A 23,300-nucleotide genomic window follows, 5' to 3' on the forward strand; every position below is an offset into this window, starting at 1 on the left:
GCTTCGCGGCGATGTAGCGCGTTGGCGCTAGATGGGCAAATTATGCTCGCGCGCCCAGGCGGTCAGTGGCTCGCGCAGGCTGGTGCCCGCCGCCCCGGCGCGGCGCAATTCGCGCAGGACCGGTTGCAAGGCGTTGAGATCGGCGCTGGCGAGCAGGGCTTTGACCCGCAAAATCGACGCGCCGGACATCGATAAGGTGCGCACGCCGATGGCGGCGAATGCCAGCGCGTCCAAGGGGCGGCCTGCGGCTTCGCCACAGATCGAAAAACCAACCTCCTCCTCGCGGCAGGCGGTGGCGAGGCCTTCGAGCAATTCGAGGACCGGCGCGGAGAGTACATCATAGCGGCCCGCGAGGCGCGGGGTGCCGCGATCCGCGGCGAACAGGAATTGCATCAGATCATTGGTGCCGACCGAGAGAAAATCCGCCTCGGCCAGCAGGCCGGGCAGTTGGAACAGCAGCGAGGGCACTTCGAGCATGGTGCCGACCGCGAGGCTGCGCGGCGGGGTGCTGACTTTGCTCGCTTCGTTTTCCAGTAAATCGCGCGCGGCGCGGAATTCGGCGACGGTGGCGACCATCGGGAACATCACCGCGAGATCGGCCCCGGCGGCACCGATCAGCAAGGCGCGGAGTTGGCGGCGCAGCACGGCGGGGCGATCCAGCCCGACGCGCAGGCTGCGCCAGCCCATCGCGGGGTTTTCGACGGGTTCTTCGGTTTCGTTGGGCAGGATTTTATCGGCACCGAGATCGAGCGTGCGAAACACGACGGGTGCGCCGCCGGCGCGGGCGATGACTTTGCGGTATTCGGCGGCTTGATCGGCCACGCTGGGCACGCGCCCGGCGGCGAGGGCGGCGATTTCGGTGCGATACAGGCCAATCCCCTCAGCACCCGTGCGCTCAAGCTGATCAAGCTCGAAAGCGAGGCCGACATTGAGCATCAGGGTCAGGCGGGTGCCATCGGCGGTGATCGCCGGGCGGGTGCGAAATTCGGCGAGTTCGGCGTTGCGGCTGGAGCGGGCGGCGAGGGCGCGGTCATAGGCGGCGGCGACATCGGGGTCCGGGCGGAGGATCAGCACGCCGGTTTCGGCATCGAGCAGGACGGGTTCGCCCGCGCTGATGGTGTTGACCGCGCCCGCTTCGATGGCGATGGCGGGCAGATCGAGCGCGCGGGCGAGGATGGCGGCGTGGCCATTGGCGCTGGCTTCTTCGATGGCGAAGCCCGCGATGCCGCGCCGATGCCAATCGAGCAATTCGGCGGGGCCGAGGCGGCGGGCGATCAGGACCATGCCATCGGCGCGCTCGGGGCGCGGGGGCACGGCGCCGAGGGCGGTGAGCATGCGCTCGATCATGTCTTCGATGTCGGCGAGGCGTTCGCGCAGATAGGGATCGGCGATGCGGCGCATGCGGGCATGCAAGGCGGCGCCGGCTTGATCGACCGCCGCTTCGGCGCTCAACCCTTCATTGATCGCGCTGCGCACACGCTCCAGCCAGCCGCCGCTTTGGGCGAGCATGCGATATGCGTCCAGCACGTCGCGGCTGGTATCGCCATCGGGCAGGGTTTCGGCGATCAGCGCGTTGAGGCTCGCTTCGGAGTCGGCGATGGCGCGGTTGAGGCGAATATGTTCGGCGGCAGGGTCAGGCGCGAAAATCGCTTTCGGGGCGCTGGCGCGGCCCAGCGGCAAAGCGGTGCCCGCGATGATGCCGGGGGCGAGTGCGAAACCGAGATAGCGGCGTGACAGCGCATCACCGAGGCTGGCCGGGCTGTTTTGCACCACGCCGAGATTGGCGATGGTCTCGCCGAGCAGCATGGCGATGGTGGAGACCACGTCCGCTTCCATCGGCGCGAAGCGGCGGGCGATGCGGTCTTGCAGGGTGATCACGCCGAGGCAACGCCCGGCGCGGCGGATCGGCACGGCGAGCATGGCGGCGAAATCATCTTCGCCGGTATCGGGCCGGGCGGCGAAATCGGGGTGGCTGCGCGCATCGGCCAGATTGAGCGCGGTGGCGGAGGCGGCGGCGATGCCGACAATGCCCTCGCCGATGCGCAGGCGGGTTTGCCCGACCGATTCGGGTTTCAGGCCGAAACTGGCCACCAATTCGAGCATTTCGCCGGGGCGGGTGATGTAGATCGAGCAGACATTGGCCGCCATTTCGCTGGCGATCAGGCGGGTGAGTTCGGGCAGGCTCCAATCGCCCGCCGCGAGGCGTTCGCGCAGCGTGGCGAACAGCCGCCGCGAGGCCGCGATCCGATGGGTGCGCTCACGCGGCTTTTTCGCCGCCGCGAGCGGGGGGGGCGAGGCGACCGCTGGCGCGGCGTTACGCGGCTTGGTTGGCCGCTTCATCGGGGCGGCTGATGGATTGGGTGCGGGCGCGTAAGGCGGTTTCGGCCTGGGCGATCAGTTCGGCGATGATCTCGCGGACCGGCTGGATGGCGGTGACCATGCCGACCGATTGGCCGGCCATGACTGAGCCGGTTTCGACATCGCCCTCGATCACCGCGCGGCGCAGCGCGCCGGCCCAGAAATGCTCGATGGAAAGTTGTGCGGCTTCGCGATCCAACTCGCCCGACTGGAAGCGCTGGATGGTTTCGGCCTGGTGGGCGAGGAAGCGGCGGGTGCCGTCATTGGCGAGGCCGCGCACCGGGATCACGGGGAATTGCGGATCAAGCTGCACTGAGGGCAGGGCATCGCGGGCATTGGCGCGGATGAAGGCGTTTTTGAAATTTTCGTGGGCGATGCTTTCGCGGGCGGCGGCGAAGCGAGTGCCGAGCTGCGCGCCGGAAGCCCCCATTTCGAGGAAAGCGAGGATGGCTTCGCCGCGCCCGATGCCGCCGGCGACAAACACCGGCACTTCGTGGATTGCGGGCAGGATTTCCTGGGCCAGCACGCCGAGCGAGACCGGGCCGATATGCCCGCCCGCTTCCGAGCCTTCGATGATCAGCGCATCGGCGCCGATTTTGATCAGCCGTTTGGCCATGACTAAGGCGGGGGCGAAGCCGATGAGTTTCGCACCGCTCGCTTTGACCGCGCGCACCGCATTGGTGGAAGGAACGCCGCCGGCGAGCACGATATGGCTGACCTGATGGGCGGCGCAGACGCGGATCAGATCATCAAGCTGCGGGTGCATGGTGATCAGATTGACGCCGAAGGGCTTGCGGGTCAGGGCTTTGGTGGCGATGATTTCGGCTTCGAGCAAAGCGGGGGTCATGCCGCCGCAGGCGATCACGCCGAAGCCGCCTTCATTGGAGATGGCGGAGACCAGGTGGCGTTCGCTCACCCAGCTCATGGCGCCGGCCATGATTGCGGTGTCGGTGCCGAGAAAGGCGCGGCCCCGCGCCCAGAGGGGATCAAGCAGGCTCATGCGACGTCCAATCCATAGGCGGTGTGCAAGGCGCGCACCGCGAGTTCGGTATATTCGGCGGCGATCAGCACGCTCACCTTGATTTCGCTGGTGGAGATGACTTGGATATTGATGCCGCGACCGGCGAGGGCTTTGAACATGGTGCCGGCGACGCCGGCATGGCTGCGCATGCCGACACCGACCACCGAGATTTTTGCGACGTCAGAATCGGCGGCGAGTTCGGCATAGCCGATACTGTCATGCAACGATTCCAGCACGGCGCGGGCGCGCGGCAATTCGGTTTTGTTCAGCGTGAATGTCATGTCGGTCGTGCCATCCTCGGAGACGTTCTGCACGATCATATCGACATTGATGCCTGCTTCCGCCAGGGGGAAGAACACGGCGGCGGCGACGCCGGGGCGGTCGGGCACGCGGCGGACGGTGAGTTTGGCTTCGTCGCGTGAATAGGCGATGCCCGCGACCATTTCCTGTTCCATGATTTCATCCTCATCGACAACGAGTGTGCCGGGCGCATCGGAGAAGCTGGAGAGCACTTGCACGCGCACGCGCTCTTTCATCGCGAGTTCGACCGAGCGGGTTTGCAGCACTTTCGCCCCCACCGAGGCCAATTCTAGCATTTCTTCATAAGTAATGTGGGAGAGTTTGCGGGCTTTGGCAACGATGCGCGGATCGGTGGTGTAGATACCATCGACATCGGTATAGATATCGCAGCGATCCGCTTTGAGGGCGGCGGCCAGGGCGACGGCTGAGGTATCCGAGCCGCCGCGCCCGAGCGTGGTGATCCGGTGATCCGGGCCGACGCCTTGAAAGCCCGCGACAATCGGCACTTGGCCCGCTTGCATCCGGCGGATGAGCTCAGCGCCCTCGATATGATCGATCCGGGCTTTGCCGTGCTGGCCATCGGTCGCGAGGGGGATTTGCCAGCCGACCCAGGAGCGGGCTTCGACGCCGATGGTTTGCAGGGCGATGGCGAGCAGCCCGGCGGTGACTTGTTCGCCGGTGGCGACCACCGTGTCATATTCGCGCGCATCATAGAGCGGCGAGAGTTCCTGGCACCAGCCGACCAATTGATTGGTGGTGCCGGCCATGGCCGAGACCACGACGGCCACTTCATCGCCCGCCGCCACGGCTTGGGCCACGCGCGCCGCGACGTTGCGGATCCGTTCAAGGTCGGCGACCGAGGTGCCGCCGAATTTCATCACCAGACGCGCCATAGAGTCCTGTTTCCGAGTTCAACCAAGCCGTTAGGCTCCGCAAATCGCCCGCTTGCCGAGCGCGCACGGAACGCTCACATAAAGGCCGGTGCGATTGAGAGCAATGCTCGAGAAGCCAATCAGGCTCTCGCGCAGGAACGGAGCGGAACAATGACGGCGGCACAAGCGAGGAATGACGCGGCGGCGAGCGGTTCGGCGGCGGCGGAATTGGCAAAATTTAATGCCATTGCCGGGCGCTGGTGGGACCGCGATGGGCCGATGCGCGCGTTGATGGCGATGAATCCGCTGCGCACGGATTGGATTATGCAGCGCGTGCGTCCGCGTTTTGGCGCAGGCGTGCGGGTGCTTGATGTGGGCTGCGGGGCGGGGTTGTTGGCGGAGAGCTTGGCGAAGGCGGGCTGTGCGGTGACCGGGATTGATGCGGCGGGCGAGACGATTGCGGCGGCGCGGGCGCATGCGCGCCAATCGGGCCTCGATATTGCGTATCAGGTGGGCACGGCGGCGGCGTTGCGCGAGGCGGGGCAGCGTTTTCCGGTGGTGACGGCGCTGGAAATTATCGAGCATGTGGATCAGCCAGCGGTGTTTATCGCGACGCTGGCCGGGCTGCTGGAGCCGGGTGGGTTGTTGTTTATCTCGACCATCAACCGCACCAGATGGTCTTTTCTCGGTGCGAAATTAGGGGCGGAATATGTGCTGCGGGTGGTGCCGGTGGGCACGCATGATTGGCGCAAATTTATCACGCCTTCGGAGTTGGCGGGCTGGGGCCGTGATGCTGGGCTGCGGCTGGGGGCGATGGCGGGAATGGTGCCGGATGGCGGGTTGCGGCGCTTCAAGGTGAGTGCCTCGCTCGCGATGAATTATATCGCGATGCTGGAACAAGGCGGCGGCTGATCGGACGCTGGCGGGCCGGTATGCGTAGTTTCCGAGTCTAAGATTAGTTTCGTGGGCGCACCACCTGATGGGAGTGACCGAGCGTCGGTCAATTAACCCAGAGGATAGGTTCCATGAAAAGCTATTTTGCTGCGGCTGCGTGCCTTTGGCTCGGCCTCAACGGTGCGGCCCTTGCGCAGACCACGAATTCGCAGAGCACCACCACCACGACGACGGCAACGCCTGCCCTGGTCGGGCCTGATTTGGCGCAGGTGCCAGTGCCGGTGCCAATGCCAGTGCCAGTGCCGGTGGTCCCGCCGCAAAACGGGGTGTTGAGCACTACGGTTACCAGCCGATCCGTCGATCGTCTCGGTGATACCAAAAACTCAACCAAGACCACCTATGGCAATCAGAATGGCGCGGCCAGTTCCAAAACTGAAACCACCATCATCAAGCCGCCGGTCGCCGTGATCACGGCCAAACGGTCAACCACCACGACCACCACCAACAACGCGAATTAATCAAGGAGGCCATCATGTCCAAAATTTCTATCCCCGCTTTGCGCGCCGGTGCGATCATCGCGACTCTGACATTGCTGGCCGGTTGCAGCGATCCGCCGCAAACCACCACGACCACCTCCAGCAGCGAGCAAACCACGACCGCCCCGCCGATGATGATCCCGAGCACGGTGACGACGCGGACGACCAACACCCAGACCATGCCCTATAACGCCGTGCCGCCGAACAACAACCAGTAACCGCGCCCGATCAGGCCGAATCGCCTGATAATACTTGGATCAAGGGGCATTCGGTGCCGCCATTATCGTCGCAACGGACGATCAGAGTGGTTAATGTGGTCTCCATTGCGGTGAGATCGGCGATTTTGGCGCGGATATCGATGAGATGGGTTTGCGCCATGGATTTGGCCTCGGCGCAGGCGCTTTGGTCTTGATCGGCGAGGCGGAGCAAGGCGCGGACTTCATCGAGCGTGAAGCCGAGGGCGCGGGTGCGGCGCACGAAGATCAGCCGTTGTGCGGCGGCTTGGCTGTACAGGCGGTGGCCGCCTTCGGTGCGGGCGGGGTGCGGCAGGATGCCGATTTTTTCATAGAAGCGGATGGTGTCGATCGGGCAGGCTGAGCGGGCGGCGAGCACGCCGATGGGCATGAGCGGGCCAGGGCTGGGGTGGGAGCTGGGGTGAGTGCTGGGGTGAGTGCTGGCCGTCCGGGAGATGGATGATTTTTTAGCGGACGGGGCGGATTTACCGCTTGATTCTGGAGTTACTACAGGTTCCATAACCCGGTTTATCGCCGCTGAACGCTGGACGCAAGGCGGGCTGGGAACAAGGAATTTCAGGATGGATGGGTTGGGTCGGACGGATTGCTGCATGCCTGCGACGATTGAGGGGCAGCTTCCTGATTTGGTGGTGGTGGGAGCGGGCTCGGCGGGGTTTTCGGCGGCGATCCGCGCGAGTGAGTTGGGGGCGCGGGTGGTGCTGGTTGGTGCCGGGCAGATTGGTGGCACCTGCGTGAATGTGGGGTGTGTGCCGTCCAAGGCGTTGATCCGGGCGGCGGAAAGCCTGCACCAGGCGCGGCATGCGGAGCGTTTTGCCGGGATCAGGGCGACGGCGCGGCTTGAGGATTGGGCCGCGCTGATGGCGCAGAAAGATCAGTTGGTGCGCGATTTGCGCGGCGCGAAATATGAGGCTGTTCTGCCGGAATATCCCACTGTGCGGTATCTGCCGGGCCGGGCGGTGTGGCGGGATCAGCACATCGAGGTGGGGGATTTACGCTTTCCGGCAGCGCGCGCGATCATTGCGACCGGGGCTTCCGCGCAGATCCCGCCGATACCGGGTTTGGCCGATGTGACGTTTCTGGATAGCACCGCCGCGCTCGATTTGCCCGCGTTGCCGCGCTCGCTGCTGGTGATTGGCGGCGGGGTGATTGGGTGTGAGTTGGGGCAGATGTTTGCCCGGTTTGGCGTGGCGGTGACGATTGCGTGCCGCTCGCATTTGCTGCCCGGCTTTGATCCGGAGATTGGCGCGGCTTTGGCCAGCGTGCTGCGGGCCGAAGGGGTGCGGATTTTGGATGGCGTGACCTATGATTGGGTGCGCAATACCGCCTCGGGCATGGCGCTGGATTATACCAGCGCGGGGCAAGCGGGGGTGATTGAGGCGGAGCGGCTGTTAGTTGCGACCGGGCGGGTGGCGAACACCGCCGATATGGGTTTGGCTGAGGCGGGCATTGCGCTTGATGCGCGCGGGGCGGTGCAGACCGATGTGTTTTTGGCGACCAGCCGCCCCGGCACCTATGCGGCGGGCGATGTCACCGGGCGAGATCAATATGTGTATATGGCGGCGTATGGGGCCAAGCTCGCGGCGGAAAATGCGCTGGGGCAGACGCCGCGCCGTTATGACGCGACGGCGATGCCCGAGATTGTGTTCACCCAGCCGCAAATTGCGCATGTGGGGTTGAGCGAGGCGGCAGCGCGCGACGCGGGGTATCAGGTGCGTAGCGTGCGGCTGGATTTGACCGCGCTGCCCCGTGCGCTCGCGGCGCGCGATACCGACGGGTTTATCAAATTGGTCGCCGAGGCGGGCACGTTGCGCCTGCTGGGGGCGCAGATTTTGGCGCCGGAGGGGGCCGATACGATCCAGACGGCGGCGCTGGCGATCAAGCAGCAAATGACGGTGACGGATTTGGCCGAGACCGTGTTTCCGTATCTCACCACGGTTGAGGGGCTGAAGCTCGCGGCGCTTGGGTTTTCGCGCGATATTCACAAGCTCTCCTGCTGTGCCGGTTGATTCTCCTCCCCCCTCTTGCAACTTGAAGGACATGACGATGAATTTTCGTTTGATTGAACAACGGCTCCGCCGCGCCCTCGGTGCGGCCATTTGGTTAGCGCCATGCGTGGCGTTAGCGGGTCCGCCCCGGGTGATGGGGCCGAAAACTGTGGCGTTATCGGCGCCGATGGCCGCCCCTGCGGCTGATTTCATGCAGGGCGGCAAGCCTGTGCCGCTTTCGATGTTCAAAGGCAAGAAGCTGATGATTTGGCAGGTGGCGACCTGGTGTGGCAGTTGTCAGGCCGGGTTGCATGTGTTTGAGCGGCAGCGCGCCTTGATCGATCATTCCGATCTTACCGTGCTGGTGCTGCGTGATTATAAAAATGGCGGGTATCCGGGTGCGACGATCCAGCGTTTTGTGCAGGGTGCGGCACCGGGATTGTTGCATGATCCGCATTTTGTGTTTGGGGATGCCAGCAAGAGCCTTAATCAGCTTTATAATCCGAATCACTATGTTGATATTTATGATTTGATCACGCCGGGCGGCAAAATTGCGGTGCAATCCTCGGCACCATCGGCGACCTTTGGCAAGATCAAAGCGTTTATTTCGGCACCATCGTCGTGAGTTTTGCTGTATCGGACGCGGTGGCGGTGGTGGATCGGGCGGTTCGGCTTGCTTTGGCGACTCGGGCGGCCCAGCTTGCTGCGTTGCTGCTGGGGGCGGTGATTACGTTGGTTTATCTGTTTTTGCTGCCCGCGAGCAGCACGGGCGGGGTGATTGGGCTGGTGACGCTGCGTTATTTGACCATGGGTGAGGTGCTGTTGGCGCTGGCGATGGGCGCATTGCTCGCGTTGAGCCTCATGGTTGGGGTGCATGGGCTGCGCCATGGTGGGCGGGTACGCTCGGCTGGCGGTGCGGTTGGGGGCAGTGCGGTGGGGGCGATATTGGCGTTGGCACCCTCGTTATTATGCTGCTCGCCGATTTTGCCGCTGGGGATTGCGGCTTTGGCCTCGATCATTCCGGCGGCGGGCGGGCTTGGTTTGCCGATCCAGGGGTTTTTGGCGACCCATACGCTCTTGATTTATGCGCTTTCGCTCCTGCTGATGAGCTGGGGGCTGTATAGCAATGCCAAACGGGTTGTGGCGTGCGGGTGTTAGCAGAGCGTTATACCAAACTATGTGGCATATGACAGGTTCTTCGGTTTAGCCACGGATGCAGGCGTAGGGTAGAAGAGAAAAAATTTTGCGCCTCTGGGTCGGTGCTCATTTCAACGCCCCCGCATCAACTCAACAAAGTTTTTTGCTGCTTTTTTTCAAAAAAGCAGATTTTCCTTGTCGTCATCAACCGCGCAAAACCGGTCACCCGATCACGCAGCATGTTTTTGCGTCGCGATGCGTTGCAAATTGGTGATCACATCGCGCGCGGCGGCTAAGCGGGCCTCGACATTCATATCGCGGATCATCACCAATTTATGATCGGGGCGCAGGCGGAGTAGATTGTTGCGGGTGGCGATGAAGGCGAGCAGGCCGGCGGGGTTGGCGAAGTGGTTGCCGCGAAAGCCGATCACCATGCCTTTTGGCCCGGCCTCGAGTTTTTCAACGCCGGCATCGCGGCAGGCGCGCTTAAGGGCGACGGTGGCGAGTAGGTTTTCCACTTCGCTCGGCATTGGGCCGAAGCGATCCACCAGTTCGGCGGCGAGGGCTTCGCTATCGGCATCGGTGGTGAGCGCGCCGATGCGCCGATACAGGCCAAGGCGCACCGGGAGTTCGGTGACATAGCTTTCGGGGATGAGCACCGGCAGGCCGAGCGAGATGTTCGGCGTCCAATCGCGACTATGCTCGCGGGATTTTTGGCCACCTTCGGCGCGCAAATCGGCCACCGCGTCTTCGAGCATTTGTTGGTAAAGTTCGATGCCGACTTCGCGGATATGGCCGGATTGTTCATCGCCGAGCAAATTGCCCGCGCCGCGTAAATCCAGATCATGCGAGGCGAGGGTGAAGCCCGCGCCCAGCGTATCGAGCGTTTGCATCACTTCGAGGCGTTTTTGCGCGGAGGCCGCGAGTTTATGGGTGGCGGGCCAGGTGAGATAGGCGTAGCCGCGCTGTTTGCCGCGCCCGACGCGCCCGCGCAATTGGTAGAGCCCGGCGAGGCCGAACAGATCAGCGCGCCAGATCAGAATGGTGTTGACGGCGGGCATGTCGAGCCCGGATTCGACGATGTTGGTGGCGAGCAGAATATCGTATTTGCCTTCGCTGAATTCGGTCATCACCCGCTCGATTTCTGAGGGCGGCAGGCGGCCATGGGCGGTGGCGCAGCGGGCCTCGGGGGCGATTTCGGCGAGGCGCTCGCGCATCCGATCGATATCCTCGATATGCGGCACCACGCAGAAAATTTGGCCGGAGCGAAACCGCTCGCGCGCCAGGGCTTCGCGGATCACCAGCGGGTCCCACGGCATGATGAAGGTGCGCACGGCCAGACGATCGACGGGCGGGGTGGTGATGAGGGAAAGATCGCGCACGCCGGTGAGGGCGAGTTGCAGGGTGCGCGGGATTGGGGTGGCGGTGAGGGTGAGCACATGGACATCGGCTTTGAGCTGCTTCAGCCGCTCTTTGTGCGCGACGCCGAAATGCTGTTCTTCATCGACGATCAACAGGCCGAGCTGGGCGAAATTGATCGATTTCGCGAGCAGCGCATGGGTGCCGATGACAATATTGATCTGGCCATCGGCGAGGCCGGCGCGCACCGCGTTTGCGTCTTTGGTCGAGACGAGGCGCGAGAGCTGCGCCACTTTGATCGGCAGGCCAGCGAAGCGTTCGGCGAACAGGCGGTAATGCTGGCGGGCGAGCAGGGTGGTGGGCACCACGACCGCGACTTGGGTGCCGGCCATGGCGGCGACGAAGGCGGCGCGGAGTGCGACTTCGGTTTTGCCGAACCCGACATCGCCGCAAATTAGCCGGTCCATCGGCTTGCCGGCGGCGAGGTCTTCCAGCACATCGGCGATGGCGCGGGATTGATCCTCGGTTTCGGTATAGGGGAAGCGGGCGCAGAATTCGGCGAAACTGCCTTCTTCGGCGGCGAGCAAGGGGGCATCGTGCAGTTTGCGCTCGGCGGCGAGGCGGATCAGCCCGGCGGCAATGTCGCGAATCCGGTTTTTGGCGCGGGCGTGGCGGGCCTGCCAGGAGGCACCGCCGAGCTTGTCGAGCGAGACGCCGGCGGTTTCGGTGCCAAAGCGCGAGAGCAGCTCGATATTTTCGACCGGGAGGAATAATTTGTCGCCGCCATCATAGAGCAAGCGCAAGCAATCATGCGGCGCGCCATCGACGGTGAGGGTAACGAGGCCATCATAGCGGCCAATGCCGTGCTCTTGATGCACCACGAGGTCGCCTTCGGCGGTTTCGGTGGCATCGGCGATGAATTGGTCGGCGCGCGGGCGGCGCGGCTTGGGCCGGGCGATGCGCGCCCCGAGCAAATCCTGTTCGGCGATCACCGCCATATCCTCGGCGACGAAGCCGCGCTCCAGCCCGAGCACGGCGAGCAGCACGGCGCTGCCTTGGGCGATGCGCACCTCATCGGCGTGGTCGATTGGGATGCCGCTCAGCCCGTGATCGCGCAGCAAGGTGGCGAGCCGGTCACGCGAGCCTTGGCTCCAGGCGGCGAGCACCACGCGGCGCCCGGCATCCTGCCAGCGGCGCACCAGCAGGCGGAATTCGTCAAACACCGAACTGGTGGCGCCGCTTTGGGTCAGCACTGCGCCGGGGCGCGCCCCGGCATCGATCCGGTCATGCCCGGTGCTTTCGGGAGCGGCGAACGGGTCGAATATGAAACTGGGGCGCTGCGCCAAAACCGCGTCGAACGCGGCGGGGCTGAGATAAAGCTGCTCGGGGGCAATCGGGCGGTAGGGCACATCGCCGGGCCGGGTGGGGGTGCGCCGTGCGTCATAATGATCGGCGATCATCTCGAACCGGGCGGCGGCGGAGGCTGGGGCTTGATGATCGAGGCTGATCGAGGCGTCGGGCAGGGCCTCGAACACCGTGCTCATTCGCTCGGTGAATAAGGGCGCGTAATGTTCCATGCCGGGATGGCGGTGGCCAGCGGAAATGGCTTGGTAGAGGGAATCATTGATCGCATCCGCGCCGAAAAGGTCGCGATAGGCGCTGCGAAACCGGCTGATCGAGTCTGGATCGCGCGGGATTTCGGAGGCGGGGTGAAATTCGAGCTTGGTGAGCGGCTCGGCGCTGCGCTGGGTGACGGGATCGAAGCTGCGGAGTGATTCCACCTGATCGCCGAACAGATCGATGCGTGCGGGTGTCGCGTCACCGGCCGGCCAGACGTCGAAAATGCCGCCGCGAATCGCGAAATCGCCTTGTTCCATCACGGTGCCGACGCGGTGATAGCCTTGGGATTCCAGGAATCGCGCCCAATCGGCGGGGTCGAGCAGGGTGCCGGGGGCGATGTGGCGCGACACGCCGGCGAATTGGGCGGCGGGCATGACCCGTTGGATGGCCGCGTTGATGGTGGTGAGCAGCACCAGCGGGCCGGGGCGGCGCGCTTGCAGGCGGGTGAGGGTGGCGACGCGCTCGGCAATGATCGCGGGGTTGGGCGAGACCCGGTCATAGGGCAGGCAATCCCAGGCGGGAAAGCGCAATAGCGGCAGGTTGGGGGCGAAAAACCCGATGGCATCGGCCAGGCGGGCGAGGCGGGCATCATCGCGCGCGATATGGATCACCGCGCCGCTTTCCTGCGCGCGCCGGGCGATCAGATTGGCATCGAACCCTTCGGGTGCGCCATGAACGGTGATCACGCCCATAGCTCAGCGTCCGGTTTTGGCTTGGGCGACGTCCGGCGCTTCCTGTTGGATTTGGCGCAGCAAGGGAGAATCGGCGTGATCGGGGATCGGCAGCCGGCCGGTGAGCCAGTCCGCCAGCTCGACATCGGGGAACTCCATCAGCGCTTCGAATGCGTCCAACGCGGCATCATCCATGCTGTTGATATGGCGGTGCGCAAAGCCGCCAATCATCAGATCATTTTCATAGGTGCCGCGATGGGTGGCGCGATACAGCACGCGTTTGCGGCGCTGGATCAGGGCGGTTTGGGGTTGGCTGGGATCGGGCGGCGTGGGATCAGAGATCATGATGGGTTGCGATATAGAGTGCCAAAGCGGCACTGTCAGCCCGTGACCCCCGAGATCATCGATTCGCTGCGCGCACCGCTGACCAGCCTGCCCGGCATTGGGCCACGGCTGGCCGGGTTATTGGCGCGGGCGGTGGATGGCGAGACGGTGCTGGATGTGCTGTTTCATTTGCCCGAGGGCTATATCGACCGGCGCGGGCGCAAGCTGTTGAGCGAGGCCGAGGCGGGGCAGTTGGGTAATTTCATCATCGAGGTGGTCAGCCATGAAGCGCCGGCGCGGCGCGGCCAGCCGCATCGGGTGGTGATCCGCGATGCCAGCGGCTTTGGCGAGGTGGTGTTGTTTCATGCCGGACGGCTGGTGCAATTTCCCATCGGCGCGCGGTTGTTGATTGCGGGCAAGGCGGAGCGATTTGGGCCGCGCGTATCAATCCGGCATCCTGATTATGTGCTCCCCGTCGAGCAAGCGGCGTCCTTGCCCGCGATTGAGCCGGTGTGGCGGCTGACGGCGGGTTTGACGCGTGGGGTGGTGGCGCGGGCGATGCGCGGCGCCTTGGCGGTGCTGCCCGCGCTGCCGGAATGGCAGCTTCCTGCAATTTTGGCGGATCGGGGCTGGCCTGGTTTCACGGCGGCTTTGCACATTGTGCAGCATCCAGAGCAGATCCCGGATGACAAGGCGGCGCGCCGACTGGCCTATGATGAGCTGTTGGCGCGCCAGATTGCGTTTGCGCTGATCCGCAACCGCAGGCGCAAACGGCCGGGCCGCGCCTTCATCGCGCAGGGGCGGCTGCGCGCACAGGCTTTGGCCCGGTTTGGCCATCAGCCGACGGCGGCGCAGGCGCGGGCGCTCGCGGAGATTGATGCGGATTTGCGCGCCCCGCACCGGATGTTGCGGCTGTTGCAGGGCGATGTTGGCTCCGGCAAGACCTTGGTGGCGGCGCTCGCGATGCTGCGGGTGGTCGAGGCCGGGGCGCAGGCGGCGTTGTTAGCGCCGACCGAATTATTGGCGCGTCAGCATTACGCCACTCTGGCGCGGATTTGCCCGGTGCCGGTGGTGTTGCTGACCGGTTCGCTGAAAGCGCAAGAGCGGCGGGCAGCGCTGGCGGGAATCGCCGATGGTTCGGTGCCGATGATTATTGGCACCCACGCGATTTTTCAGAAATCGGTGAATTTTCATGATTTGGGGTTGGCGGTGGTGGATGAGCAGCATCGCTTCGGGGTGGATCAGCGTTTGGCGTTGGGCGCGAAAGGGGCGGCCACGGATATGTTGGTGATGACGGCGACGCCGATCCCGCGCAGCTTGCTGTTATCGCATTGGGGCGAGATGGCGGTATCGCGGATTACCGGCAAGCCGGCGGGGCGCACGCCGATCAAGACCACGTTGCACCGGATTGATCAGATGGAGGCGATTACCGATGCGGTGGCGCGGATGATTGCGCGCGGCGGGCGGGTTTATTGGGTCTGTCCGCTCGTCGCGGAGAGTGAAATGCTCGATATTGCGGCGGCGGAGTTGCGCTTTGCGGCCTTGGCGCAGCGTTTTGGCGGCAAGGTGGGGTTGGTGCATGGGCGGCAGAAGGTGGAGGCGCGGGCGGCGACGCTTGCGGATTTTGCGGCGGGGCGGCTCGATATTCTGGTCGCGACCACGGTGATCGAGGTGGGGGTGGATGTGACCGATGCGACGGTGATGGTGATTGAGCATGCGGAGCGGTTTGGTTTGGCGCAATTGCATCAGCTGCGTGGGCGGGTGGGGCGCGGGGCGGCGGTGAGCTATTGTTTGTTGCTGCATGATGCGGGGTTGAGTGCGGCGGCGCGCAAGCGGCTGGCGATTTTGCGGGAAACCGATGATGGGTTTCGGATTGCCGATGAGGATTTCGCGATCCGGGGCGGTGGCGATGTGTTAGGCGCAAAACAATCGGGGTTTCCGGGCTATCGGCTGGCCGATCCGGAGCGCGATGCTGATTTGATCGCGATGGCGCATCAGGATGCGACGATGCTGCTGGAGGCCGACCCGACATTGGCGGCACCGCGTGGGCAGGCGGTGCGATTATTGCTGCGCTTGTTCGATCATGCGCGGGCGATGCGGGCATTGGTGGCGGGATGAGCCGGGAATTTCCGACCGCGCCGCGTGTGGGCATTGGCGTGGTGGTGCTGCGCGGCGATGCGGTGCTGCTGATCCGCCGGGGTCGCCCGCCGGGTTTGGGGCAATGGAGCTTGCCGGGTGGCGGGCAGGAGCTGGGCGAGACGGCGGAAGCGGCGGCGCGGCGGGAATTGCGCGAGGAAACCGGCCTGACCGTGGGGGCGATGGTGCTGGCGGGGTATGCGGATCAAATTCATCACGATGAAGAGGGGCGGGTGCAGTTTCATTATACGGTGCTGGATTTCGCAGCCCGGTATGATGGGGGCGATGCCCAGCGCGGCGATGATGCGGCGGATCTGGCCTGGGTCGCGGAGGCGGAATTTGACGATTATGGGGTGGCACCCGCCGTGCGGCGTATGGTGCGTCAGGCGCGGAACGCAATCCGATATATTCATGATTGATCAATATGACACCTATGCTGCAATGCACCATGCTTGAGGGGTGCGGACGACCTATTTGAGGTTCAGACCATGGCGATCCAGAAGACGGCCCCGCTGTGAGGCCGCCAATCGCCTGGACCTTAAGGAGATTTCGATGAACAAGATCATTGTTGCGGGCGCTTTGGCGGCCATTTTGGGTGCGGGCTCGGTGGCCTATGCGGGCCAGGGCATTCCCAATCTGCCCGCGCAGCCGATTGTCGCGCAGACTGATACCGGCGTGATGGGGCAGAGCTACCCGAATTTTACCGGCGCGGCGCAGCCTGTTGTGTCGCTGCAGTTCGCGGCCAATGCGACCGGCCAGAACTACCCGACCTTCGCGCCCGCCACGGGCACCAACGCGACGGGTTCGACGGTTGAATATGCCGCCGTTGCGCCGGTGACCAAGCCGCGCGGCTAATAACCGGCAGACCGTCTTTGCGCTTCCGATAAAGGCAAGCGAGAACTGCCTTTTTGAAAAAAAGCAGCAAAAAACTTGTCTCAATCGGTGCGCGGGCGGCGAAACCAGCATGGACCCAGAGGCGCAAAGTTTTTTTTGCTTCTTTTTTGTTCACAAAAAAGAAGGGCCTTCGCTCCTCTGATCCGGCATTGTCCGAAAGGGCTGCACATTCCCTGCTGTGCAGCCCTTTTCGTTTGCCTCGTGCTGATCGGCACGGCATAAGGCGGCATGGGTTTTGTGCTGGATCATGTATTGGTGCTGATCGCGGTTTCGGCTGTGGGATTGGTTGGCGCTTCGGCACTCGGATTTCTCACCGCGTCGGCGGAGCCGGGCGAGTATAAATTGGCGCCGGTGCAAGGGGCGGTGCTGGGGCTGACCGGGTTGCTGTTGGGCTTTAGCATTTCGCTGGCGTTGAGCCGGTATGAGCATCGGCGGGTTTTGGTTGTCGATGAGGCCAATGCGATTGGCACGACTTGGTTGCGCGCCAGCCTGTTGCCAGCGCCGATGGATCAAGCGGCGCGGCCCTTGCTGGAGCGCTATGTGGGCGCACGGCTCGCATTTTTTCAGGCGGGTAACGATCCGGCGGCGATTGCCAAGGCTGAGGCGCGGGCGGCCCATTTGCAAACCGCGCTGTGGGCGATTGCCACCAAAGCGGCGGTTGCGGCACCCAATAGCATCACCGCGAGCTTTATTCGCGCGCTGAATGGCATGATCGATCTGGAGGCGGAGCGCGATGCGGCGCGGCGTGATCGGCTGCCATGGGTGATGTGGGGCGGATTGTTTTTGGTGACGCTGGTGGCCAGTTTTTTCACCGGCGCTGCGCTGCGCGGGCAGCGTTGGTGGGTGTTGCTGGTGTTGCCGCTCACGTTTGCGCTGCTGCTCGGTTTGATTGGCGAGTTTGATACGCCGCGCAACGGATTATTGCAGGTGAGCCAGCATAGTTTGGAACGGTTGCAGGCGAGTTTTGCCGCCCCGCCTTGATATGACGCACCCGATCATGATGCGCCGTTGGTCCAGGGTGCCGATCCTGATGTTGGTGGGAGTGATTGCGGCGTTGTGGCTGGGGGCTTGGGCGCCGTGTTCGGCGGCGGGGCTGCGCGTGGCGGCGATGGGCAGTTTTGACAGTTTCAACCCGTTCGTGCTGCGCGGCACAGCACCGCGCGGGATTTATCGGCTTTGGATGCCGCTGCTGCGCGCATCCGCGTTTCGCCCAGGCGTGCTGCATCCGGCGGTGGCGCTCCGCATGCAGGAGGAGCAAAATCCGAGGCGGGTGATTTTCACGCTGGATCCTGCGGCGCGTTTTGCCGATGGCGCGGCGATTACCCCTTCGGATGTGATTTGGACGTTTCATATTTTGGTGACGCAGGGGCAGCCGTTTTTTCGCTCCTATTATCGCGGGATCAAGGCGGTGACGGCTTCGGGGCCGAGGCGGGTGGTGTTTTGGCTGCGCGCTGATGCGGGGCGGGCGTTGCCGATGGAAATTGCCGGGGAGCCGATTTTGCCTGCGCAATTTTGGCGGGGGCGGCGGTTTGATGCGCTGCTGCGCACGCCACCGCCTGGCTCGGGGCCGTATCGGATTGCGGCGGTGCGGATGGGATCATCGATTACCTATCAGCGCGTGGCCCATTGGTGGGGGCGCGGCGCGATGCCGGAGCAAACCCGGGCGCCGCGTTTGACCTATGTGTATTTTCGCAATCGGGCGGTGGCGCGTCAGGCGTTTCGGGCCGGGGCGCTTGATATATGGGTGGTGCATGACCCGCGCCGGGCCAAGGATTGGGCGCGGGATTTGGCGCATTCTGGCGTGCGGATCGCCAACTTGCCGATCCACGAGCCGGCGGGGATGCATGGGCTGGTGTTTAATCTGCGCCGCCCGGCGCTGCGCGCGGTGGCGCTGCGTCAGGCGCTGGCGGTGATGTTTGATTTTCGCTGGATCAACCGGGTGTTGTTGGGCGGGGCGATGCGGCGGAGCGAAAGTTTTTTTGCCAATTCGGCGCTCGCGGCGCGGCGCGATGTGCCGGCATTGCCGGCGGGTGGGGCTTCGGGTTTTGATGATGCGGCGGCGCGTTTGGCGATTGGGCTGTTGCAGCAGGCGGGGTATCGGCTGCAGCGCGGGGTGATGGTGGGGCCGGATGGCGTGCCGTTGCGGCTGAGTGTGATTGTGGATCAGCCAGGGCTGATGGCGCCGCTGGTGGCGTATCGGGCGATGTTGCAGCGGATTGGGGTTGGGTTGCGCATCGATCCGCTCGATCCGGCTTCCTATCAGGCGCGTTTGCAGGCGCGCCAATACGATTTGGCCTATGCGGATTTTCCGCAATCGCGGCATCCTGGCGCGGCGGAGGCGGATTATTTTGGTTGCGCGGCGGCGGCACGGCCAGGGAGCTATAATTTGGCCGGGCTGTGCAGTCAGCGGATCGATCGGTTGATTGCGCAATTGCGGGCTGCGCCGGATCGCGCGGCGCGGCTGGTGGCGGCGCATCGGCTCGACCGGGCGTTGCGGCGGCGCTGGATTGTGGTGCCGGGGTGGTATCAGCGCCAGATGATGGTGGCGTATCGGGGTTGCGCGGTGCCGCCCGCGCGGGTGCCGTTGCGGGGGTTTGATCTGAGCACCTGGCAATGCCGATGACCCGTTATGTGCTGATCCGGCTTGGTTTGATGGTGCCGACATTGCTGGCGGTGTTAGCGCTGACGGTTGCGATTTTGCATGCGGCGCCGGGTGGGCCGGCGAGTGCGGCGATTGCGCGCGCGGCGGCGGCGGCGGCGCAGCATGGGCAGGTGCTGAGCCAGGCGGATATTGCGGCGATTAGGGCTTCGTATCGGGCGTCCTGGGGGGTGAGCGCGTTTGCGCGGGCGATGCTGCGCTATGGCCTATTTCATCTGGGTCATTCGCTGGTGACCGGGCAGAGCGTTGCGGGTTTGATTGCGCAGCGTTTGCCGGTTTCAATCGGGTTGGGGGTTGGCTCGACTTTGCTGGTTTATGGGCTGGCCGTGCCGCTGGGTATCGCGCAGGCGATGCGGGCGGGTTCGCGCTTTGATCGGAGCGTAACGCTGGCGATGCTGAGCGGTGCGGCGTTGCCGGGGTTTTTGGTGGCGATTTTGCTGGTGGTGGGGTTTGGCGCGGGGGGTGTGCTGCCGTTATTTCCGCTGCGCGGTTTGATCTCGGGCGGATTGGGGGCGGCACCGTTCGCGGTGCGCGCGCTCAATGGGGCGTGGCATCTGGTGTTGCCGGTGTTAGCGGTGAGTGCGGGGGGATTGGCGGGGTTAGCGCTCTTGGTGCGCCATGCGACGCTGGAGGCTTTGGGGCAGAGTTATGTGATGGCGATGCGCGCACGCGGGGCGAGTGAGCGTCAGATTGCGTTGCGCCATGCCGGGCGGCGGGCGCTGTTGGTGGTGGTGGCGGGGTTGCCGCAGAGTTTCGTGGCGATGTTATTTACCTCGGCGTTGTTGGTGGAGATTGTGTTTTCGCTGCCGGGTTTGGGGTTGTTAGGCTATCAGGCGGCGCTGGATCGGGATGTGCCGGTGTTATTGGGCAGTTTGTATATTTATACTTTGACCGGATTGCTTGCGCATTTGGCGGGGGATTTGCTGGCGCGATGGGTTGATCCGCGCATTGATTTTACCGCTTTGCGCTGAGCAAGGCGGCGAGCCCGGCGGCGACGGCTTTTTTCATCACGGTGGGAAGCGGGGCATCCGGCGGTGCGGCAGTGAGGTCATTGGGCAGGTGGCCGATATGGGCCGCACGCACGGCGAGGCGCAGTTCGAAATGGGTGAAGACGTGAATAATCGCGCCAGCATCATGCCAAGTCGTCGTGATCGGGGGTGCGGTGGGGGCGTTGGGTTGCTCGGTCCAGGCGCTGCCGGGCAGTTCCAACATGCCGCCGAGCAGGCCGCTGGGCGGGCGGCGGCGTAAGCCGATTTGGCCCTGGGCGTCGCGGAGCAAAAACGCGGTGCCATAGCGGATTGGGCGCGGGGTTTTGGCGGCTTTGCGCGGCAGGGTTGCGGCGATGCCTTGGGCGTGGGCGGCGCAGTGACGCTGCCAGGGGCAGAGCAGGCAGGAGGGGGTGCGCGGGGTACAGATTGTCGCGCCGAGATCAAACAAAGCTTGGGCGAAATCACCGGGCTGGGCGCGGGCGGCTTTTTGCGCGCCGAGGGTTGCGGCGGCGGCGGCGATGGCCGGTTTGGCGGCGGGCAAAGGCTCGTTGATCGCGAACATGCGGGCGGTGACCCGCTCGACATTACCATCGACCGGGACCACCGGGAGCGCAAACGCAATCGCGCCGATGGCGGCGGCGGTATAGGCGCCAATGCCGGGCAAAGCGCGTAACCCATCGAGCGTGGCAGGGAAGCCGCCTTGGGCGCTGACGGCGCGGGCGCAGGCGATCAGGTTGCGCGCACGGGCATAATAGCCAAGCCCGGCCCAGAGATTGAGCACCTGCTCATCCGGTGCGGCGGCGAGATCGGCGATGGTGGGAAAATGCTCGAGAAAACGCTGGAAATAGGGTATGACCGTGGTGACCGTGGTTTGTTGGAGCATAATTTCGCTCAGCCAGACGCGGTACGGGTGGCCGCGCTGGCCGGGTGCGGTGCGCCAGGGCAAATCGCGCCGGTGCGAATAATACCAGCGGAGTAGGGCAAGGGATGGCGGTGCGGCGTTCACAGCAGAAGAATGTGGCGGGAAATACCGCTCCTGTCGAGCCAGCGCGGCATTATGCGGCGCGGGGGATTGGGGCGTTGCTCGCCCCGGTGGTGCGCCCGGCGTTGCGGGTGCGCGGGCCGGCTTTGGCCGCTTTATTGGAGGATTGGGAGGCGCTGGTGGGGCCGGAGATTGCCGCCCGCAGCCAGCCGGTGAAGCTTGCGGCGGGGAGCTTGACCTTGGCGTGCGCGGGGCCGGATGCGCTGGAATTGCAACACCGTGCGCCCGCCTTGATCGCACGGATTAATCAGGCCTTGGGCGGCGCGCCGGTAACGCGGGTGAAATTCGTGGCCGCAGCGCCCGTGCTGGCGCCGGGTGCGGGGCCGGGTGCGGGGCCAAGTGCGGCGGTGGGGCGGGTAAGCGATGCGCCGCCGCCAGTCGATGGTTCGTTGGAGGCGGCGTTGACGCGGCTGCGCTGGCATTTGGCGCGTGGCGGGCGGCGGGGCTAACAAGCAAACCACCAAGCGGAGCAAAACTGCTTTTTTGAAAAAAAGCAGCAAAAAACTTTCGCTCCCCCCAGCCCCGCCGCGTCATTGCGAGCGAAGCGCGGCAATCCATCCTTCACGCACCCCACCACGCCCGCGCCGCCGACCGCGCACCGTGCGTCGCAATGCATGCGACGGCCTGTGCTGCTATGGCCGGGCTTCGAGCACTTAAATTGTGGGCAAGAGTTGGCCGAGAGGGGAATGGCTGGTTTGGCGCAGGTTGGGGCAAGAAGCTGCCGTTCGATTGACCTGACCCTCTGACGGCTCTCGACCGCAAGTCGGACGTAGAACGGCACGAGGGGCGGTTTCAAGAGCCGACATTCAGCCGATAGCCCAGTCCGACAGCTTCGCGCTGCAATCCGGGCGTTGGCGTTCAACCGACCGAGTCTTAAAACTTTCCGTCTACTTAAGGGTGTATGGCAGGGCAATTATACGCGAGATGGGTTGTCTCTCGAACCGAGACAACCCACGGCCCCAACCTAACGGCTTAACTTGGATGCCGCTTTGCAGATCGGAGACAGCGCCTCTTCCCTGATTTGCTCTATTGCTTCCGCTATATTCATCGTCTTTTGGCTACCATCGCGCAATCTCAATGACACCGTTTGATTTTCCTGATCGCGTTTTCCCACAGCGAGGAAGATTGGAACGCAATGTTCCCGTGCGTCGATAATCTTCCTGGGAAGCCGCTCGGATCGATCATCGAGAGTGGCCCGAACGCCCGCATTTAGAAGCTGATGTTGGATGTGACTCGCGTATGTGTCGCTCGCGGAACTGACACTTGCCACAACCACTTGGTCCGGTGCCATCCAAACTGGAAGCCATCCCTCATAATGCTCCAGTAGCATCCCGATAAAGCGCTCCATACTACCGAGAACGGCATGGTGAATCATCACCGGAATCTCATGAGTATTGGATTCGGAAACAAACTCGGCGCCTAATCGCCCCGGTAGAACGAGATCGAGTTGCACGGTACCGCATTGCCAATTCCGGCCTCTAGCATCAGTCAAGTGAAACTCGAGTTTTGGGCCATAAAACGCTCCTTCGCCCTCTTGAATGATATATTTCAGACCCGCACGTTCTGCCGCGTTAGACAATGCTGCTTCAGCATGGTCCCACACCTCGTCGGTTCCAGCGCGTTTTGCTGGCCGCGTTGAAAAAGCGACGGTGAAATCGGGAAAGCCGAGATCGCCATAGATCACCGTTAATAGGTTGCAGAACCTCCGGACCTCGAGCTCAATGTGGCTTTCAGTACAGAAAACATGAGCATCATCCTGAACAAAGGCGCGAGTCCGCATCAGCCCTTGCAATGAGCCCGATGGTTCGTCGCGATGGCAGGCACCGAATTCCGAATATCGTATGGGCAGATCGCGATAAGATCGGACATGTTTTTTGAAGACCTGCACATGGCATGGGCAACTCATCGGCTTCAGGCAGAAAGCTCTTTCCCCATCGATCAATGAATACATATTTTCTCTGAACTTTTCCCAGTGACCGCTTTGTTCCCATAACGATCTGGCCAACAGTTGCGGTGTTCTAATCTCCTGAAAGCCGGCTCTACGCATTCGCGATCGAATGTAATCTTCGATCACACGATAAAGTTCCCACCCCCGCGGATGCCAGAACACCATCCCAGGGCCTTCCTCTTGCTGATGAAAGAGGTCGAGGTTATTTCCTAATTGACGATGATCGAGTTCGTTCATGGTAATTCTCCGTCAGTTGAAGCCGAAAGACGGAGGCTAAAAACACCAAGGGCCCCGTCCGTTT

21 protein-coding genes are annotated in these 23,300 nt (G+C 63.7%); 13 read left to right on the top strand and 8 right to left on the bottom strand.

Annotation, left to right across the window (positions count from 1 at the left end):
* Positions 1 to 27: 27 nt before the first annotated feature.
* From ACYUCQ_RS08660 to ACYUCQ_RS08670, 3 genes are read right to left on the bottom strand one after another with little or no spacing between them, the layout of a single operon-like run.
* Entirely contained in the window at positions 28 to 2,340 is a 2,313-nt protein-coding gene (locus tag ACYUCQ_RS08660; RefSeq protein ID WP_460254117.1) for a phosphoenolpyruvate--protein phosphotransferase, read from the bottom strand.
* Positions 2,315 to 3,358, bottom strand: a complete 1,044-nt coding sequence (locus tag ACYUCQ_RS08665) for an NAD(P)H-dependent flavin oxidoreductase (RefSeq protein WP_460254118.1) — start codon at positions 3,356 to 3,358, stop codon at positions 2,315 to 2,317. The genes ACYUCQ_RS08660 and ACYUCQ_RS08665 overlap by 26 nt, the downstream gene beginning before the upstream one ends.
* Positions 3,355 to 4,572 carry an aspartate kinase gene (locus ACYUCQ_RS08670; protein ID WP_460254119.1) on the bottom strand — a complete coding sequence of 406 codons (1,218 nt, stop codon included), beginning with the start codon at positions 4,570 to 4,572 and terminating at the stop codon, positions 3,355 to 3,357. The genes ACYUCQ_RS08665 and ACYUCQ_RS08670 overlap by 4 nt, the downstream gene beginning before the upstream one ends.
* A 150-nt stretch (positions 4,573 to 4,722) precedes the next feature.
* Here ACYUCQ_RS08670 and ubiG point away from each other — a divergent pair, with 150 nt between their 5' ends.
* The 3 genes from ubiG to ACYUCQ_RS08685 all read left to right on the top strand — a co-directional run bounded on the left by ubiG (position 4,723) and on the right by ACYUCQ_RS08685 (position 6,199).
* A complete protein-coding gene (gene ubiG / locus ACYUCQ_RS08675) occupies positions 4,723 to 5,463 on the top strand; it encodes a bifunctional 2-polyprenyl-6-hydroxyphenol methylase/3-demethylubiquinol 3-O-methyltransferase UbiG (protein ID WP_460254120.1) in 741 nt (246 codons plus the stop codon).
* 113 nt (positions 5,464 to 5,576) lie between these two features.
* The gene (locus ACYUCQ_RS08680; RefSeq protein WP_460254121.1) at positions 5,577 to 5,963 is read left to right on the top strand and encodes a hypothetical protein; all 387 of its coding nucleotides are present in this window, start codon (positions 5,577 to 5,579) and stop codon (positions 5,961 to 5,963) included.
* 14 nt (positions 5,964 to 5,977) lie between these two features.
* Complete coding sequence (locus ACYUCQ_RS08685; RefSeq protein WP_460254122.1) at positions 5,978 to 6,199, top strand: hypothetical protein; 222 nt, start codon at positions 5,978 to 5,980, stop codon at positions 6,197 to 6,199.
* 10 nt (positions 6,200 to 6,209) lie between these two features.
* Here ACYUCQ_RS08685 and ACYUCQ_RS08690 read toward each other — a convergent pair whose 3' ends face one another.
* Positions 6,210 to 6,605: a MerR family transcriptional regulator gene (locus ACYUCQ_RS08690; RefSeq protein WP_460254123.1), complete on the bottom strand. Its 396-nt coding sequence runs from the start codon at positions 6,603 to 6,605 to the stop codon at positions 6,210 to 6,212.
* A 220-nt stretch (positions 6,606 to 6,825) separates the two neighbouring features.
* Between ACYUCQ_RS08690 and merA the strand changes: the two genes are divergently transcribed.
* From merA to ACYUCQ_RS08705, 3 genes are read left to right on the top strand one after another with little or no spacing between them, the layout of a single operon-like run.
* Entirely contained in the window at positions 6,826 to 8,241 is a 1,416-nt protein-coding gene (gene merA / locus ACYUCQ_RS08695; RefSeq protein WP_460254124.1) for a mercury(II) reductase, read from the top strand.
* A gap of 37 nt (positions 8,242 to 8,278) precedes the next feature.
* On the top strand, positions 8,279 to 8,845 hold the full coding sequence (locus ACYUCQ_RS08700; protein ID WP_460254125.1) for a TlpA family protein disulfide reductase: 567 nt from the start codon (positions 8,279 to 8,281) through the stop codon (positions 8,843 to 8,845).
* Positions 8,842 to 9,378, top strand: coding sequence for a hypothetical protein (locus ACYUCQ_RS08705; protein ID WP_460254126.1), 537 nt, complete (start codon positions 8,842 to 8,844; stop codon positions 9,376 to 9,378). The genes ACYUCQ_RS08700 and ACYUCQ_RS08705 overlap by 4 nt, the downstream gene beginning before the upstream one ends.
* 209 nt (positions 9,379 to 9,587) lie before the next feature.
* Here ACYUCQ_RS08705 and mfd read toward each other — a convergent pair whose 3' ends face one another.
* Both mfd and ACYUCQ_RS08715 read right to left on the bottom strand, forming a co-directional pair.
* Positions 9,588 to 13,028, bottom strand: coding sequence for a transcription-repair coupling factor (gene mfd, locus ACYUCQ_RS08710; protein WP_460254127.1), 3,441 nt, complete (start codon positions 13,026 to 13,028; stop codon positions 9,588 to 9,590).
* Between the two features lie 3 nt (positions 13,029 to 13,031).
* Positions 13,032 to 13,352 (bottom strand): FAD assembly factor SdhE, encoded by a 321-nt coding sequence (locus ACYUCQ_RS08715; RefSeq protein ID WP_460254128.1) that lies wholly within the window; start codon positions 13,350 to 13,352, stop codon positions 13,032 to 13,034.
* Between ACYUCQ_RS08715 and recG the strand changes: the two genes are divergently transcribed.
* From recG to ACYUCQ_RS08745, 6 genes are all read left to right on the top strand, one after another.
* The gene (gene recG, locus ACYUCQ_RS08720; protein WP_460254129.1) at positions 13,263 to 15,449 is read left to right on the top strand and encodes an ATP-dependent DNA helicase RecG; all 2,187 of its coding nucleotides are present in this window, start codon (positions 13,263 to 13,265) and stop codon (positions 15,447 to 15,449) included. The genes ACYUCQ_RS08715 and recG overlap by 90 nt on opposite strands.
* Positions 15,446 to 15,886: an NUDIX hydrolase gene (locus ACYUCQ_RS08725; RefSeq protein ID WP_460254130.1), complete on the top strand. Its 441-nt coding sequence runs from the start codon at positions 15,446 to 15,448 to the stop codon at positions 15,884 to 15,886. Before recG ends, ACYUCQ_RS08725 begins: the two co-directional genes overlap by 4 nt.
* 133 nt (positions 15,887 to 16,019) lie before the next feature.
* A complete protein-coding gene (locus ACYUCQ_RS08730; protein WP_460254131.1) occupies positions 16,020 to 16,322 on the top strand; it encodes a hypothetical protein in 303 nt (100 codons plus the stop codon).
* Positions 16,323 to 16,589: 267 nt separating this feature from the next.
* The gene (locus ACYUCQ_RS08735) at positions 16,590 to 17,342 is read left to right on the top strand and encodes a bestrophin-like domain (protein ID WP_460254132.1); all 753 of its coding nucleotides are present in this window, start codon (positions 16,590 to 16,592) and stop codon (positions 17,340 to 17,342) included.
* A 16-nt stretch (positions 17,343 to 17,358) separates the two neighbouring features.
* The gene (locus ACYUCQ_RS08740) at positions 17,359 to 18,984 is read left to right on the top strand and encodes an extracellular solute-binding protein (protein ID WP_460254133.1); all 1,626 of its coding nucleotides are present in this window, start codon (positions 17,359 to 17,361) and stop codon (positions 18,982 to 18,984) included.
* Entirely contained in the window at positions 18,975 to 19,991 is a 1,017-nt protein-coding gene (locus ACYUCQ_RS08745; protein WP_460254134.1) for an ABC transporter permease subunit, read from the top strand. The genes ACYUCQ_RS08740 and ACYUCQ_RS08745 overlap by 10 nt, the downstream gene beginning before the upstream one ends.
* On the opposite strand, the gene ACYUCQ_RS08750 is transcribed toward ACYUCQ_RS08745, so the two are convergent.
* Positions 19,975 to 21,015: an A/G-specific adenine glycosylase gene (locus ACYUCQ_RS08750; RefSeq protein ID WP_460254135.1), complete on the bottom strand. Its 1,041-nt coding sequence runs from the start codon at positions 21,013 to 21,015 to the stop codon at positions 19,975 to 19,977. The genes ACYUCQ_RS08745 and ACYUCQ_RS08750 overlap by 17 nt on opposite strands.
* Positions 21,016 to 21,026: 11 nt before the next feature.
* Here ACYUCQ_RS08750 and ACYUCQ_RS08755 point away from each other — a divergent pair, with 11 nt between their 5' ends.
* The gene (locus tag ACYUCQ_RS08755; protein ID WP_460254136.1) at positions 21,027 to 21,500 is read left to right on the top strand and encodes a DciA family protein; all 474 of its coding nucleotides are present in this window, start codon (positions 21,027 to 21,029) and stop codon (positions 21,498 to 21,500) included.
* A gap of 515 nt (positions 21,501 to 22,015) precedes the next feature.
* Here the strand turns inward: ACYUCQ_RS08755 and thrS are convergent.
* Positions 22,016 to 23,236, bottom strand: coding sequence for a threonine--tRNA ligase (gene thrS / locus ACYUCQ_RS08760; protein WP_460254137.1), 1,221 nt, complete (start codon positions 23,234 to 23,236; stop codon positions 22,016 to 22,018).
* Positions 23,237 to 23,300: the final 64 nt, after the last annotated feature.

The organism is Acidiphilium sp. MT5 (genome assembly GCF_054767495.1).

Bases quoted from the DNA above. Each gene is read 5' to 3' on its own strand.
- ACYUCQ_RS08660 (WP_460254117.1), bottom strand. From the start codon at position 2,340: ATGAAGCGGCCAACCAAGCCGCGTAACGCCGCGCCAGCGGTCGCCTCG.
- ACYUCQ_RS08665 (WP_460254118.1), bottom strand. From the start codon at position 3,358: ATGAGCCTGCTTGATCCCCTCTGGGCGCGGGGCCGCGCCTTTCTCGGC.
- ACYUCQ_RS08670 (WP_460254119.1), bottom strand. From the start codon at position 4,572: ATGGCGCGTCTGGTGATGAAATTCGGCGGCACCTCGGTCGCCGACCTT.
- ubiG (WP_460254120.1), top strand. From the start codon at position 4,723: ATGACGGCGGCACAAGCGAGGAATGACGCGGCGGCGAGCGGTTCGGCG.
- ACYUCQ_RS08680 (WP_460254121.1), top strand. From the start codon at position 5,577: ATGAAAAGCTATTTTGCTGCGGCTGCGTGCCTTTGGCTCGGCCTCAAC.
- ACYUCQ_RS08685 (WP_460254122.1), top strand. From the start codon at position 5,978: ATGTCCAAAATTTCTATCCCCGCTTTGCGCGCCGGTGCGATCATCGCG.
- ACYUCQ_RS08690 (WP_460254123.1), bottom strand. From the start codon at position 6,605: ATGCCCATCGGCGTGCTCGCCGCCCGCTCAGCCTGCCCGATCGACACC.
- merA (WP_460254124.1), top strand. From the start codon at position 6,826: ATGCCTGCGACGATTGAGGGGCAGCTTCCTGATTTGGTGGTGGTGGGA.
- ACYUCQ_RS08700 (WP_460254125.1), top strand. From the start codon at position 8,279: ATGAATTTTCGTTTGATTGAACAACGGCTCCGCCGCGCCCTCGGTGCG.
- mfd (WP_460254127.1), bottom strand. From the start codon at position 13,028: ATGGGCGTGATCACCGTTCATGGCGCACCCGAAGGGTTCGATGCCAAT.
- recG (WP_460254129.1), top strand. From the start codon at position 13,263: ATGGGTGGCGCGATACAGCACGCGTTTGCGGCGCTGGATCAGGGCGGT.
- ACYUCQ_RS08715 (WP_460254128.1), bottom strand. From the start codon at position 13,352: ATGATCTCTGATCCCACGCCGCCCGATCCCAGCCAACCCCAAACCGCC.
- ACYUCQ_RS08725 (WP_460254130.1), top strand. From the start codon at position 15,446: ATGAGCCGGGAATTTCCGACCGCGCCGCGTGTGGGCATTGGCGTGGTG.
- ACYUCQ_RS08730 (WP_460254131.1), top strand. From the start codon at position 16,020: ATGAACAAGATCATTGTTGCGGGCGCTTTGGCGGCCATTTTGGGTGCG.
- ACYUCQ_RS08735 (WP_460254132.1), top strand. From the start codon at position 16,590: ATGGGTTTTGTGCTGGATCATGTATTGGTGCTGATCGCGGTTTCGGCT.
- ACYUCQ_RS08740 (WP_460254133.1), top strand. From the start codon at position 17,359: ATGATGCGCCGTTGGTCCAGGGTGCCGATCCTGATGTTGGTGGGAGTG.
- ACYUCQ_RS08745 (WP_460254134.1), top strand. From the start codon at position 18,975: ATGCCGATGACCCGTTATGTGCTGATCCGGCTTGGTTTGATGGTGCCG.
- thrS (WP_460254137.1), bottom strand. From the start codon at position 23,236: ATGAACGAACTCGATCATCGTCAATTAGGAAATAACCTCGACCTCTTT.